General features: G+C 66.2%; 15 protein-coding genes. 5 read left to right on the forward strand and 10 right to left on the reverse strand.

The features are described from left to right. Positions 1 to 188: 188 nt before the first annotated feature. On the forward strand, positions 189 to 1373 hold the full coding sequence (locus tag ADADO0_RS18355) for a serine/threonine-protein kinase (RefSeq protein WP_511306651.1): 1185 nt from the start codon (positions 189 to 191) through the stop codon (positions 1371 to 1373). Between the two features lie 4 nt (positions 1374 to 1377). Here ADADO0_RS18355 and ADADO0_RS18360 read toward each other — a convergent pair whose 3' ends face one another. Genes ADADO0_RS18360 through ADADO0_RS18370 form a run of 3 tightly spaced genes read right to left on the reverse strand, consistent with a single transcriptional unit; the run spans position 1378 to position 3332 of the window. Continuing rightward, entirely contained in the window at positions 1378 to 2145 is a 768-nt protein-coding gene (locus ADADO0_RS18360; RefSeq protein ID WP_511306652.1) for a MinD/ParA family ATP-binding protein, read from the reverse strand. Continuing rightward, positions 2142 to 2585, reverse strand: a complete 444-nt coding sequence (locus tag ADADO0_RS18365; RefSeq protein ID WP_511306653.1) for a hypothetical protein — start codon at positions 2583 to 2585, stop codon at positions 2142 to 2144. Before ADADO0_RS18365 ends, ADADO0_RS18360 begins: the two co-directional genes overlap by 4 nt. Positions 2586 to 2606: 21 nt before the next feature. Beyond that, entirely contained in the window at positions 2607 to 3332 is a 726-nt protein-coding gene (locus tag ADADO0_RS18370) for a PP2C family protein-serine/threonine phosphatase (protein WP_511306654.1), read from the reverse strand. A gap of 160 nt (positions 3333 to 3492) precedes the next feature. Between ADADO0_RS18370 and thyA the strand changes: the two genes are divergently transcribed. From thyA to ADADO0_RS18385, 3 genes are all read left to right on the forward strand, one after another. Beyond that, positions 3493 to 4389 carry a thymidylate synthase gene (gene thyA / locus ADADO0_RS18375; protein ID WP_511306655.1) on the forward strand — a complete coding sequence of 299 codons (897 nt, stop codon included), beginning with the start codon at positions 3493 to 3495 and terminating at the stop codon, positions 4387 to 4389. A gap of 235 nt (positions 4390 to 4624) precedes the next feature. Continuing rightward, on the forward strand, positions 4625 to 5503 hold the full coding sequence (locus ADADO0_RS18380) for a protein-methionine-sulfoxide reductase heme-binding subunit MsrQ (RefSeq protein WP_511306656.1): 879 nt from the start codon (positions 4625 to 4627) through the stop codon (positions 5501 to 5503). A gap of 58 nt (positions 5504 to 5561) precedes the next feature. Beyond that, positions 5562 to 6329: a hypothetical protein gene (locus ADADO0_RS18385; protein WP_511306657.1), complete on the forward strand. Its 768-nt coding sequence runs from the start codon at positions 5562 to 5564 to the stop codon at positions 6327 to 6329. Here the strand turns inward: ADADO0_RS18385 and miaA are convergent, their stop codons facing one another. Beyond that, positions 6330 to 7271: a tRNA (adenosine(37)-N6)-dimethylallyltransferase MiaA gene (gene miaA / locus ADADO0_RS18390; RefSeq protein WP_511306658.1), complete on the reverse strand. Its 942-nt coding sequence runs from the start codon at positions 7269 to 7271 to the stop codon at positions 6330 to 6332. Positions 7272 to 7298: 27 nt separating this feature from the next. Here miaA and serB point away from each other — a divergent pair, with 27 nt between their 5' ends. Continuing rightward, entirely contained in the window at positions 7299 to 8198 is a 900-nt protein-coding gene (gene serB / locus ADADO0_RS18395; RefSeq protein WP_511306659.1) for a phosphoserine phosphatase SerB, read from the forward strand. Between the two features lie 438 nt (positions 8199 to 8636). Here serB and ADADO0_RS18400 read toward each other — a convergent pair whose 3' ends face one another. The 6 genes from ADADO0_RS18400 to ADADO0_RS18425 form a co-directional block, all read right to left on the reverse strand. Further along, positions 8637 to 10139, reverse strand: a complete 1503-nt coding sequence (locus ADADO0_RS18400) for a Do family serine endopeptidase (protein ID WP_511306660.1) — start codon at positions 10137 to 10139, stop codon at positions 8637 to 8639. A gap of 118 nt (positions 10140 to 10257) precedes the next feature. After that, on the reverse strand, positions 10258 to 10443 hold the full coding sequence (locus ADADO0_RS18405) for a DUF2065 family protein (RefSeq protein ID WP_511306661.1): 186 nt from the start codon (positions 10441 to 10443) through the stop codon (positions 10258 to 10260). A 16-nt stretch (positions 10444 to 10459) separates the two neighbouring features. Next, complete coding sequence (gene hflC, locus ADADO0_RS18410; protein WP_511306662.1) at positions 10460 to 11383, reverse strand: protease modulator HflC; 924 nt, start codon at positions 11381 to 11383, stop codon at positions 10460 to 10462. Further along, on the reverse strand, positions 11380 to 12552 hold the full coding sequence (gene hflK / locus ADADO0_RS18415) for an FtsH protease activity modulator HflK (protein WP_511306663.1): 1173 nt from the start codon (positions 12550 to 12552) through the stop codon (positions 11380 to 11382). The genes hflC and hflK overlap by 4 nt, the downstream gene beginning before the upstream one ends. A gap of 193 nt (positions 12553 to 12745) precedes the next feature. Next, positions 12746 to 13021: a ribbon-helix-helix domain-containing protein gene (locus tag ADADO0_RS18420; RefSeq protein WP_511306664.1), complete on the reverse strand. Its 276-nt coding sequence runs from the start codon at positions 13019 to 13021 to the stop codon at positions 12746 to 12748. Next, positions 13018 to 13206 carry a DUF4169 family protein gene (locus tag ADADO0_RS18425; protein ID WP_511306665.1) on the reverse strand — a complete coding sequence of 63 codons (189 nt, stop codon included), beginning with the start codon at positions 13204 to 13206 and terminating at the stop codon, positions 13018 to 13020. The genes ADADO0_RS18420 and ADADO0_RS18425 overlap by 4 nt, the downstream gene beginning before the upstream one ends. Positions 13207 to 13310 lie beyond the last annotated feature (104 nt).

Raw genomic sequence — 13310 nt, forward strand, 5'->3', positions numbered from 1 at the left:
CGAGCGATCGCGCAATCCACGCAACGGGCAGGTATAAGAGGGGCGTATTTCGGGCTTTGCCGGTTCGGGGGAGAGCGACCATAGACGCGCGTTTTGCTGAACTCTTCGCGGCATTTCAGTCCGGCCGGCGCTCGTTCGACCAGCTCACGCTTGATCTGCGTGCGCATTGCAAGGGCAACGATGCCGAGTTGAACGCGCTTTCGGATGCTTTGCAGGAGGAGATCGACGACGGCCGCATGGCGTATGATCTTGCCATGCAATTGTTCCAGGCGGTGGCCCAGACGGCCGATCCGCCCGTTCCGGCCCTGCCGGAGGCGCCGTCATCGGCTGCGGAAGACGAGACCCTGCGCGAGCGGGTGGACGCGGTGGTGCTGTCCGCATTGCTCGGCCAATTCAAGGATTTGCGCAAAGGCGGCGCGGCGCGGGAGCGGCAGAATCAGCGCCAGCTCGACGATGCGCTCTCGACCTTCCGCAGTGCCCGTCTTCGCCAGGATGCGCGCAACAGCGTGGCGGGCAAGGGGCGCCCATTGGTGCTGGGACGGGACGGGCGGGAGGAGAATCGTGTCGGCCAGATCCTGCGCGACCGGTTCGTGCTTGATGAGGAACTCGGCCGAGGCGGCATGGGCGTGGTCTACCGCGCCGTGGATCGCCGCCGCATCGAGGCGTCGGACAACCGGCCCTATGTCGCGATCAAGCTGCTGAACGGCGATTTCGGTGCCCACCCGGATGCCTTGCGGGCGATGGAGGCCGAGGCGCGGCGCACCCAGGATCTCGCCCATCCCAACATCGTCACCGTCCATGATTTCGACCGGGACGGCACCCATCCCTTCATCGTCATGGAGCTTCTCGAGGGCCGCTCGCTGGACGTGGTGCTGCGGGACGATACGTCCTTCGCCGGCAGTCCGGCCGCCTGGAACGCGATTCGCGACATGTTCGCGGGCCTGAGCCTGGCTCACGCGCGGGAGGTGACGCACGCGGACCTGAAGCTCGCCAACCTGTTCCTGTGCAAGGACGGCCCGCTGAAAATCCTCGATTTCGGCATCGCCAGCGCGGCCCGCACGGGTGATTTCGATGCGATGTCGCTGGATGCCATGACGCCCGCCTATGCCAGCCCCGAACAGTTGCGCGGGGCGCCGCGCGATCCCCGCGACGATGTCTATGCCTTCGGCTGCATCATCCACCTGCTGCTGACCAACCAGCATCCGTTCGACCGCACCCCGGCCACCGAGGCGAAGGAGCGCGGCCTGAAGCCGCCGCCCATTCCGGGCCTCAACGACGCCATGCAGTCGGCTGTTGCCAGCGCGCTCTCGTTCGATGAAGCCTATCGCCACGCGGACGCGGGGGTGTTCCTGCGCGCGTTCAAGGGGCGCTGAGCGGTCAGGCCTTGACCAGCTCGACCACCGGCAGCAGCGCCTTCGCATAGCTGCTCTGGGGGGTGAGGGCGGCAAGGATGCCCGCGCTGCCCAGACGCACCAGGTCTTCGGTCAGCGGCAGAACCGCCGCCACCGGGGCACGGAACGCGGTGGAGATGCGATCGGACAATTGCTTGGGGTCGAACGCGGGCAGGGCCTTGTTGACCACCAGAAGCAATTGGGGAACGTCGAGCCGCCGGGCCAACTCCAGGGTGACGGCCGTGCCCTGGTAGTCCTGATGGTCCGGGCGCAACACCAGAAGCAGCGTGTCGGAAATGGCGATGGAAAGCAGGGTCTCCTCGTTCACCCCCGGATGGGTGTCGATCAGCAGATAGTCGAGCGCGAGTTTCTGGCACAGCCGCTGGAAACCTTCGTTCAGAAGGTCCACCTCGAAGCCTTCCTTGAGAACGCGGGCGATTTCGCCGGTCTGCATGCTGGAGGGCAGCAGGCTGATATGCCCGGTGCCCGGGTTTTCCCCCTCGGGGAAGACCCGGGCGGTGACGTCGATGGCCGCTTCCTCGATGGCGCAGCGCCCCCAGAGAAAATCGTTCAGCGTGAAGCGTGGCGTGTCGGCCTCAAGCCCGAACAGCACATGGATGCCGGGGGAGAGAATGTCGGTGTCCACCACGCCGACGCGATAGCCCTGCCGGGCCAGCAGATAGGCCACATTGGCCGTGATGGTCGATTTGCCGGTGCCGCCGCGATAGGAATGGGTGGAAACGATGCGGGTCATTCCCGGCTCTCCGGCTCTGTGGGCTTATGCCGCTCCCGCAGGGACCGGGCGCGGCGTTGCAGGTTCTGGAAATAGTCGGATTCCGTGATGGCGCCCACCTCGCGCTTGAAGCGGTGCCGGTCGATTTCCACCGTCAATTGCGCAACCGTGGTGTTCAGGCTGGCGTTTTCCTGGATCAGGCGGCCGTTGGCGATTTCAAGCTCCGCCTTTGCCACGCGCAGTTCTTCGACCAGTTCCGTGAGACGAAGCTCGCGCGCTTCCACGCTGACCAGCATGAATCCGAAGGATTCCGCCAATTCGCGAATGCTTTCGGGCGCTTCCTCGGCATGGGTGAGGGCGAACAGATCGTCGGAATTGTCGTAGTTTCCCCGCGCGATGTCCCGGCAGAGCAAATCGAGTTGCTGAAGCGTTCGGAACGTCGCGTCGGTGTTTCCGGTCATGGCGCTCTCATGACGTTCGGATCAACGGCGCGGGACATACGTCTCCTCCTGCGGGCAGATGCGTACAACCACCGCCGTAGCATCGTCACGCGTACCACATGCCGCCGCCTGCGCCACCACCTGTTGAGCGGTGGCGGGCGGTGCTTTGATCATCAAAGGGTCCAGCCGCACGGTGGTCAGCGCATTGAATACCCCGTCGGAGGCCAGCAGCAGGGTGTCGCCCGCCAGGAGTTCAGTGATGGAGCAGTCCACCTCGATTCCCTCATCGCCGCCGACGGCGCGGGTGATGAGCGAGCGCGGGGCGCGTTGGCCCGGCACCTGGGCATAGACGGAATGGTCGTTGGTGATCTGGTGCACCACACCGTCACGGGCGAGAAAGGCCCGCGAATCGCCGGCCCAGAGGCAGACGGCGCAGCCTTCGCCAAGGATCGCGAGCACGATGGTGGCGGCCATTGCCTGGCCACAGCCCGCCTGGAACAGGGCCGTGTTTGCGAGGTGTAGCGCGGCCCGGGCCTGCGCCACCCGCTCGTCGAGGGTGCCCGCTGTGACCGTCCGCGCCAGCAATTCAACCACCACCCGGCTCGCCACCGCCCCATCGGCAAGTCCGCCCACCCCATCAGACACCGCCACAAGTCCCGCCGCCTTGAGGACGAGGTGCGAATCCTCGTTCTCAACATGGGACGGCCCGGTCCGGGTGGCCGCAGATACGGTGAAAGACAGGTCCGGGCGCGGTGGGGTTTGGCTCACGGGTTTATCGGAGCAGTTTGCCGGCTTGGTTGGCAACAGGATTGTGCATTCACGGCTTGCACCGTCCGCCCACTTGACCGACGAGAGGCGGGGCGGCACTTCATGCGGGGTCGGACCCCTTAAGGTGCCGGCAGAGGACTTCCCGGCGAGAGGCTTGGGCATGCGGCACCCGGAGCACCAATATCTCGACCTGATGGCGCAGGTGCTCGAGCGCGGGGACCCGCGCATGGATCGCACTGGCGTCGGCACCCGCTCCGTGTTCGGCACCTTGCTGCGGTTTGATTTGTCGGAAGGCCAAGTGCCGATCCTGACCACGAAGCGGGTGTATTGGAAGACCGCCGTCAAGGAGATGCTGTGGTTCCTTTCGGGTGGAACCAACATCCAGGCGCTTTTGCGGGAAAATGTGCGGATCTGGAGCGATTGGCCGCTGGATCGGTACCGGCGCGAGACCGGGCAGGATGTTTCACAGGAAACATTCGAGGCCCGGATTGTCGCGGACGACGCCTTCGCCGCGACGTGGGGTGAACTCGGCCCGGTCTATGGCAAGCAGTGGCGGCGTTGGGCCGGGGCGGATGGGCGCGAATACGACCAGATCGCCGACCTGATCCATATGCTGCGCACCAATCCCAGCAGCCGGCGGATGCTGTTCCATGCCTGGAACGTACCCGAGATTCCGAGCATGGCTTTGCCGCCTTGCCACATGGTCTACCAATATCATTGCACCAGCGATGGGCGGCTGAATTGCCTTTTGCTTCAACGCTCTTGCGATCTTCTGCTGGGCGCGCCGTTCAATTTCGTCGGCGCTGCGGCGCTGCAATTGATGCTGGCACAGCAGGCCGGTTTGCAGCCCGGCGAACTGGTCTGGGTGGGCGGCGATGTCCACCTCTACCGCAACCATTTCGACCAGGCGCGCGAACAGATGACGCGCGATCCCCGCCCCTTCCCGACCATGCGGCTCGCCCGCCAGCCGGAGAGCATCGACGGCTATAAAATCGAGGATTTCATCGTCGAGGGATACGCACCCCACGCCGCGATCAAGGCGGATGTGGCGGTATAAACTCCGCCCGGCCGTGCTACCCCGCCGTGCCGACATGACGTCTCGACGTGGTGCAGATCTACACGGTCTAAGTGCCCGCCAACCCGTTGATCTAGTCGGTTGATCAACGGGGCACATCCACTTGGCCCCTCCGTCGACGCCGAACGGCTGATTTCACGCCATTGTGCGCGTCATCGCCACGCCATCGCCGTTCGCGGGATCGTAAAAGGGATCATCACCTCGGGGATGACCACCCATGCCGCTGTTTCACGAAAAGTCCGGCAAGTTCAGCGTCGAGAAGACGGTCGCCCTGGTGGGGGTGATCCTGCCGCTGCTCTGGCTCGCTGGCCGGGCGATCGCCGGTGATCTCGGCGGGCGGCCGGTGGCGGCGGCGATCCATTTCACCGGGCTCTGGGCGGTGCGCTTTCTGCTGCTCAGCCTGGCGGTCACGCCGGTGCGGCGGATCTTCCATTGGCCGAAGCTGGTGCTGATCCGGCGCACGCTCGGGCTGGCGGCGCTCGGCTATGCCGCGCTCCATCTCGGGCTGTTCGTGATGGACCAGGGATGGAACGTCACGGCGGCGGCGAAGGAGATCGCGCTGCGCTTCTATCTCACCATCGGCGCGGTGGCGGTGGCCTTGCTGCTAGCGCTCGGCGGCACCTCGTTCGACAAGGTGATCCGCCGCATGGGCGGCAAACGCTGGAATGCGTTGCACACCAGCGTCTATGGCATCGCCATCCTCGCCATCGCCCATTTCATGATCCAGTCGAAGCTCGACGTGAGCGAGGCGGTGATGATGGGCGGGTTCCTGATCTTCCTGTTCGCCTACCGGATCGCGCACCGGCTCACCAACAACGTGACCATCCCTATGCTCGGTCTGCTCGCGCTGGTCTCCGCCGCGCTCACCGCCGCCGGCGAGGTTGCCTGGTATGCGGCGGCGACCGGGATCAATCCCTGGCTGGTGTTCGAAGCCAACTTCCAGCCCCAGATTGGTTTCAGCCCCGCCCTGTGGGTGCTTCTGGCGGGTTTCGCCCTGACGATTGCCGCGTTCCTGCGGCACCGGTTCGCCCCGCCGAAGAAGGCGGCGAAGGCCGCGCCGCCGAAGAAGCCGGCGCCCCGCATCTCGCCCGCCTGAGAATTTCCGCCGGCCGCGAAATGGCTCTATCCTCCACCCCGGGAAATGGGAGGGGGCCATGAACATGGCGATCAACACGTCGATCAACACGTCGATCAAGAACGTGCTGTGGTGGGTGTGCCTGGGCGTGGCGCCGCTGGTGCTGGCGGGGATGCAATTGTTTCATCCCGCCGGGTTCAGCAGAGACCCCGGCATGTATGCCTATCTCTGCATCCCGCAATCCTTCAACCCGCGCTATTGGGCGCTGGCCTATTTCGGCCCGGAGTGGTGGTTCACGCTGCACATGATCCAATTGCCGCTGCTCGGGCTGGTCTCGGTGGGGCTGTGGCTGGCGATGGAGGGGATCGAGGACGGCCTTGGCGCGGTCTTCGCCTGGATCTCCCGCGCGGCCACCTTCGTGTTCCTCATTTCTTACACCGCGCTTGATTCCATCGGCGGTGTCGGGCTTGGCCGCACCATGATGAACATGGACACGCTGCGCGCTTCAGGGAAACTCACCGCCGAGCAGATGGAGGGCGCGGTCACGCTGCTCGATACCAACTGGGCCGATCCCTGGATCGGCGGCATGGGTTCGGTCGTCAGCCTCACCGGGTCATGGGCGATCTTCATTGCCGCCGTCTGCGCCGCCGGGGCGCTGCATCTCGGCAAGCAGGCACCGTGGCCGGCGCTGGTGCTGCTGGTGGGCTTCGGCTGGGAGATCCAGGTCAGCCACGCCAGCCCCCACGGGCCCATCGGTTTCGCGCTTCTGTTCGTGGCGGCCGCATGGCTGCGGCTCGCCGGCCCTGCCCGCGAAAGCGCGGTGCCGGTGGCTGCGCCGGCGCGCTGATCAGGTGAGCTGGGCGAGGATCGCCGCGCGGGCATCCTGCGGGGCGTGGCGTTCCCAGCCCGGCATCTGGTGGCGGAACCAGGTCTGCTGCCGCTTGGAATAGCGGCGGCTGTCGGTCTGGGCCTGCGTCACGGCGTGTTCAAGGGAAAGCTCGCCCGCGAGATGACGCATCAGGGGGGGCACGCCAAGCGCCTTCATAATGGTCCGGTCCGCCGGCAGGTCTCGCGCCACCAGATTGCGCACCTCGTCCAATGCGCCGGCCTGCATCATCTGGGCGAACCGGCCGTCGATCCGCGCTTTGAGGGTCTCGCGCTCCAGGTCCAGCACCACCTTGCAGCTGCGCTCGGGCGAGACCAGCGGCTCGCCGCCGGTGCCCTGCCATTCCGCAAGCGGGCGGCCGGTGGCCTCAACCACTTCGAGCGCGCGCAGGATGCGCTGGCGATCATTCGGGCGAAGCCGGAACGCGGTGAGCGGATCGCGCGTGGCGAGCTGGCTGTGCAGGATGGCGCTGCTCTCGCCCTCCGCCTCGGCCCGCACCCGCGCGCGCACCGCCTCCGGGATCGGCGGGATCGGGGCCAGGCCCACGGTGAGCGCGCGGAAGTAGAGCCCGGTGCCGCCGACGATGATCGGCAGGCGCCCGGCCGCCTTGAGCGCGGAGAGGACGGCTGCCACATCCTCCATCCACCGGCCGACCGAATAGTCGGTGTCGGCATCTATCTGGCCGTAGAGCAGATGGCTCACCGCCGCCTCGTCCTCGGGGCCGGGGCGGGCGGTGACGACCCGCAGGTCGCGATACACCTGCATGGAATCGGCATTGACCACCACGCCGCCCGTGGCCTTCGCGATCTCGATGGCAAGCGCGGACTTGCCGCTGGCCGTCGGACCTGCGATGAGCACCGCTTCCAAGTGTGCACCGCACACTCGGTCTATCTGGCCGGGCATCAGGCCGTCCTCATCGGGATGTTCTCCATGGTCTACGTCGCGACCCTTATCTCAAATCCCGCCGACGCGCTGCTCAAGCGTGAGATGGTCGCGGCGGCACGCGCCGTTTTGCCGGCGGCGGGGGAGGGGCATGTGCTTGCGCCCGAGGTGGCCGTGGACATTCCCTTCGACCCGCCGCTCGGCGCCGAGCCGCGCGAACTTGCCGCCGCCGTGCGCGCCGCCCTGAAGGGCGCGCCGGTGGATGTTGCAGTGCAACTCGCCGCCGACCGACGCAAGCGCCTGTTCGTGGCGGACATGGATTCCACCATGATCGGCCAGGAGTGCATCGACGAACTCGCCGACATGATCGGCATCAAGGAGCATGTCGCCGCCATCACCGAGCGCGCCATGCGCGGCGAGATCGCCTTCGAGCCGGCGCTGCGCGAGCGCGTCGCGCTGCTGAAGGGGCTTTCGGTGGGCGTGGTGGAAGAGGTGCTGCGCGATCGCATCACCCTGATGCCGGGCGGCACCGAGCTGGTTGCCACCATGAAGGCGCACGGCGCCTACACGGTCCTGGTCTCGGGCGGCTTCACGCTGTTTACCAATCCGGTGGCCGCGCGCATCGGGTTCGACGAGAACCGGGCGAACGTGCTGCTGATCGAGGACGGCGGCTTTGCCGGCCTGGTCCAGGAGCCGATCCTCGGCCGCGACGCCAAGACCGCGGCACTGATCGCCTACCGCGACCGCCTGCGCCTCTCGCCCTCCGAGACCATGGCGGTGGGCGATGGGGCGAACGATCTCGGCATGCTGTCCGAAGCCGGCATCGGCGTCGCCTACCACGCCAAGCCCAAGGTCGCGGAAGCCGCCCATGTGCGGATCGACCATTCCGACCTCACCGCGCTGCTCTACATGCAGGGCTATACCGTGGATGAGATCGCGCGGGGGTGAGGGGGGCTTTCTGAGGTCCTGGATAGCTCCGGACCGTCCCCGAAAGCCCCCTCCCTAACCCTCCCCCGCAAGCGGGAGAGGGGATTTCGGGCGGATCCAGGGGAGCGCACACCATCAGCCCGAAACGGCCCAAAAGCCCTCTCCCGCTTGCGGGGGAGGGTTGGGAGGGGGCAGGCAGACCTGACCGTGCTGCTCTACATGCAGTGCTATACCGTGGACGAGATCGCGCGGGCGCTTTCGGGCTTCGAGCGTCTCGAACGGCAGGTCTTAACCCCCACACACCTTCCGCTGGCGACCCTCCCCCCTTGAGGGGGAGGGCAGGGTGGGGGGTATCTTTCCATCTGCTCAGGCGAGGGTGGTCCTGGCGGCGCCATACCCCCCACCCCAACCCTCCCCCTCAAGGGGGGAGGGAGCAGTCTATTGGGTGAGGGAGGGGCTTCAGTTCAGCGGGATGGCGGCGAACTGGACTTGGCCGTCGGGGTCGGAAATCAGCAGCAGAGCGGATTTCTTGCCGTCCTTCTTCAGCGCCTCGACGCGACGCTGCACGTCGGTGGGGCTCATCACGGCCTCCTGGCCGACCTCGACCACGACGTATCCCGGCTTGAGGCCCTTGTCGGCGGCGGGAGAATTGCGGTCGACATTGACGATGACGACGCCCTTCACGCTGTCCTTCAGCTTGAAGCGTTTGCGCAGGTCGTCGGTGATGCCGGAGAGTTCGAGGCCGAGCGAGCGCTGGGTGGTGGCCTTCGGCGCCGCGTCGGGCTTGGGATCGGCGGCCGCTGCCTGCTTCTCGTCTTCCGGCATGCGGGCGATGGTGATGCGCAGGCTCTCTTCCTTGCCCTTGCGGATCACGACCACGTCGACTTCTTTCCCGACCTGGGTGTCGGCGACGATGCGCGGCAGGTCGCGCATTTCCTTCACGTCCTTGCCGTCGAACTTCACCACCACGTCGCCGGCCTTGATCTCGGCTTTCGCCGCAGGCCCGCCGTCGCTGACGCCGCCGACCAGGGCGCCGCGCGCCTTGCCGAGGCCCAGGCTCTCGGCGATCTCGTCGGTGACCGGCTGGATGCGCACGCCGATCCAGCCGCGCCGCACTTCCTTGAACTCCTGCAACTGCGCCAGGATCGGCGCGGCGGTGGAGGAGGGGACGGCGAAACCGATGCCGATGGAGCCGCCCGAGGGGGAGATGATGGCGGTGTTGATGCCGATGACCTCGCCGTTCATGTTGAACAGCGGGCCGCCGGAATTGCCGCGATTGATGGCGGCATCGGTCTGGATGAAATTGTCATAGGGGCCGGAATTGATGTTCCGGTTGCGGGCGGAAACCACGCCCACCGTCAGCGTGCCGCCGAGGCCGAACGGGTTGCCGATGGCCATCACCCAGTCGCCGACGCGCAACTGGTCGGAATTTCCGAACTTCACGGCGGTGAGCGGCTTGTCCGGCTTGACGCGCAGCAGCGCGAGATCGGTCTTGGCGTCCCTGCCGACCAGTTCGGCCTTCAGCTTCGTGCCGTCGTTGAAATTGGCGTAGATCTCGTCCGCGTCGGCGATGACGTGGTTGTTGGTGACGATCAGGCCCGAGGGGTCGATCACGAAGCCGGAGCCGAGTGAAGAGACCTTCCGCGAGCGGCTCGCGCCGCCATCCTTGTCGGCGCCGTCCTCTTGCTGCTTCTTCTTGAAGAATTCATCGAAGAATTCCTCAAACGGCGAGCCGGGCGGAAGCTGGGGGGCGGGAACGCTGCGCGCCGCCGCCACATTCTGCGAGGTGGAGATGTTGACCACCGCATCCATCACCACCGCCGCCGTGTCGGCGACCGTGTCCGGGCCTTTGGCGGATGCGGCCAAGGCCGGTGTGAACCCCGGTGCGAACGCGGTGACCGCGCTCAGGCTCAATGCGAGCGCGAGGGCCGGCACGGACAACAGGCGGCTTCCAGCAGACATGAGCTTTCCTCGCGGAGCTAAATGCGGCGCACGGACCCTGCGGGCGCCGCCGCACACCAATGCAACCATGCCTCGCCCGCCAATGGGGCGAAAACGGGACACACGCGAGTGTGCCCCATCACCTTCGCACGAGCCAAACCACAATCACGCCAACAATCCCCACCAGGAGGCCGCTGATCCTCAGCGGCATCTCCGGCGCCTTGAGCACAGCCTTTATGGCGCTGCGCCAGGCGCCGGGGAAAGCGGCCAGGACGAGCCCTTCGAGCACCAGCACGAGTCCGATCGCCGCCAGAAGGTCCCGCATGGGGTTCGGCCTTGTCCTAGCGCGCCGGCTCGGGAGCAGGCGCGGTTGGGGCCGTAGCCGCCGCGGCGCCGCCCATCGGATCCGCAAAATAGCGGAAGAAGGACGTCGAATCGGGGCTGATGACCAGGCGTGTGTCGTTCGACTTCAAGCTGTTCTCGAACGCCTGCATCGAGCGATAGAAGGCGAAGAAGTCGAGGTCGCGGCTATAGGCTTCGGCGAAGATCTGGATTCGCTCGGAATCGCCCGCACCGCGCAGTTCCTCGCCCTTGGAGTTCGCTTCCGCGACCACGATGGTCGCTTCACGCTCTGCCCTGGCGCGGGTGCGCTGCGCCGCTTCCGCACCCTGCGCGCGAATCTCGCCCGCTTCACGCTGGCGTTCCGTCTGCATGCGCTGGAACACCGCCTGGCTGTTCGCCTCCGGCAGGTCGGCCCGGCGGATGCGCACGTCGACCACCGTGATGCCGAAATTGGCGGCTTCGCGGTTCACCTGCTCGTTGATCCGCCCCATGAGCGTTTCACGCTCGTCGCGCACCACGCTGATGAAGGTGCTCTCGCCCAAAACCCGGCGCAAAGCCGAATTTAGGACGGTGGCGAGCCGCGAGTTGGCGGCCTCGATGGTGCCGACCGACTGGTAGAACTTCAGCGGGTTCGAGATGCGATAGCGCGCGAACGCATCCACCACCAAGCGCTTCTGGTCCGAGGCAATCACTTCCTGCTGGGGGTTTTCCAGGTCGAGGATGCGATTGTCGATATAGACCACGTTGTCGATGAACGGCATTTTCCAATGCAGTCCGGGCGTGGTGATGGGCGGCAGCGGGCTGCCGAGCCGCAGCACCAGCGCCTGCTGGGTCTGGCTGACGGTGAATGCCGAGGAGTAGAGCCCCACCAGCACCACGATGATGACGACCGTGATGAGGCCGCCGAGGAAAGACGATCTCATCGGGCCGCTCCCTGGCTAGGTCCGCCCTGTGTGGAGGGGGCCGGTGGTGTCGGGGTTCGGCGGCCAAGCTCGCCGAGCGGCAGGAAGGGAATGACGCCGCCGCCGCCCGTGCGCGCGGCCGAGCTTTGGTCGATCAGGACCTTTTCCATCGGTCCGAGCACACGTTCCATGGTCTCGAAATACATCCGCTGGCGGGTCACGTCCTTCGCCTTCGCATATTGATCGTAGATCAGGATGAAGCGCGCCGCCTGTCCACGGGCTTCCACCACGGTGCGTTCACGATAGGCCTGCGCCGCGTTGTCGATGCGGGAGGCTTCGCCGCGCGCCTCGGGCAGAACCCGGTTGGCGTAGGTCTGGGCCTCGTTCTGCGCACGCTCGGCGTCCGCGCGGGCCGCCTGCACGTCGCGGAAGGAATCGATGACCTGCTGGGGCGGGTCGACCTTCTGCAACTGGAGCTGGGTGATGCGCACGCCGGCGCCGTAGCTGTCCAGGGTGCGCTGCATCAGATCGTGCACGCCGGTTTCGATGCCCTGGCGGGCGCCGGTGAGGATCGGCTGGATGTTGGTGCGGCCGATCACCTCGCGCATGGCGCTTTCCGCCACCGCCTTGATGGTGCCTTCCGGGTTCTGGACGTTGAACAGGAAGTGTTCTGCATTGTTGATGACCCAGAACACCGCGAAGTCCACGTCGACGATGTTCTCGTCGCCGGTGAGCATCAGGCTTTCCTCGGGCACATCGCGCAGCACGGCACTGCCGCGGCGCGGGTCGTCGGTGATGCGCATGCCGATGTCGATGCGATTGACGCGCGTGACCTTGGGGGTCAGCACGGTCTCGATCGGATAGGGCAGGTGGTAGTTGAGGCCGGGCTGGGTCACCTGGACGAACTTGCCGAACCGCAGCACCACGCCCTGCTCGTCAGGCTCGACACGATAGAAGCCGGAGAGCAGCCATCCCGCCACGACCAGCGCGACCAGGAGGATGACGCCCTTCACGCCCATGGAGCCGGGCAGCAGGTTGCGCAGCCGGTCCTGGCTGCGCCGGATCAGATCCTCGATATCCGGTGGTGTTGGACCTGAGGAGGAAGGTCCCGATCCCCAGGGGCCGCGCGGTCCGCCGCCGCCGCCGCCGCCGCTCCCCCACGGGCCTCCACTCTGATTCTTCCACGACATCCGCCGTCTCCCGTCGGAGCGCCGCATAGGCAGCGGTCCGCGTATCTTGTTCTCCGCCCCATCCAGGGGCCCGGCGCGGCCGTCAAAAGACAGCGCGCTGAGCAACGGAGGCAGCGGGTTATAGAAAGGCACGCGTCACGTTTCAACGTAGCGCGTGCCTGGCAATGACATTCAGATAGGGAAGCGTCTCAGATTACGCAACGGTAGCTCCGGCCCCGGTTCGCTCACTGGACCCCTGCGCGCGACCGGCACCGCCGTGCGCGCGATAGTGATCGAGAACGAACAGGCGGATCGCCGAAGACAGATTTCCCTGACTGCGCGACGAGTCGATGGTCGCCACGAGGTCAGACAAGGTCAACCTGCGGCTCGCAGCGATCTCCTTCAGCGCGTCCCAAAACGCATCCTCAAGGCTGACGCTGGTCTTGTGGCCGGCGATAACGATCGATCTCTTCACCACGGGGCTTTTCATGTTTGTTCCCTCTTCGTGAGCAGGTGACCGTCAAGCTTTTCACCCAGCAGGCGCTGCTGCGCCGCCTCATTTTGCCGCTCTGCTTTCGTGCGGCCGAACTTGGCGCGGTTGGCCTCGGCTTCCGCCTCGGCCTGCGTCCGCTTGATGGATTTCCGCACGCGGCGGAGGTTGACGATCTCGCCCACTTCAGACCTCTACAAACGGCTGGCTTTCCCCAAAACCAAACCGGACTTTCCAGTGCCTCGCGGCCCCCCCAAGGACCTGACCCCCGACTTCGACATATGGACTG

The sequence above is a fragment of the Aquabacter sp. genome, assembly GCF_965279295.1.
In the GTDB taxonomy this organism is placed as follows: Bacteria; Pseudomonadota; Alphaproteobacteria; order Rhizobiales; family Xanthobacteraceae; genus Aquabacter.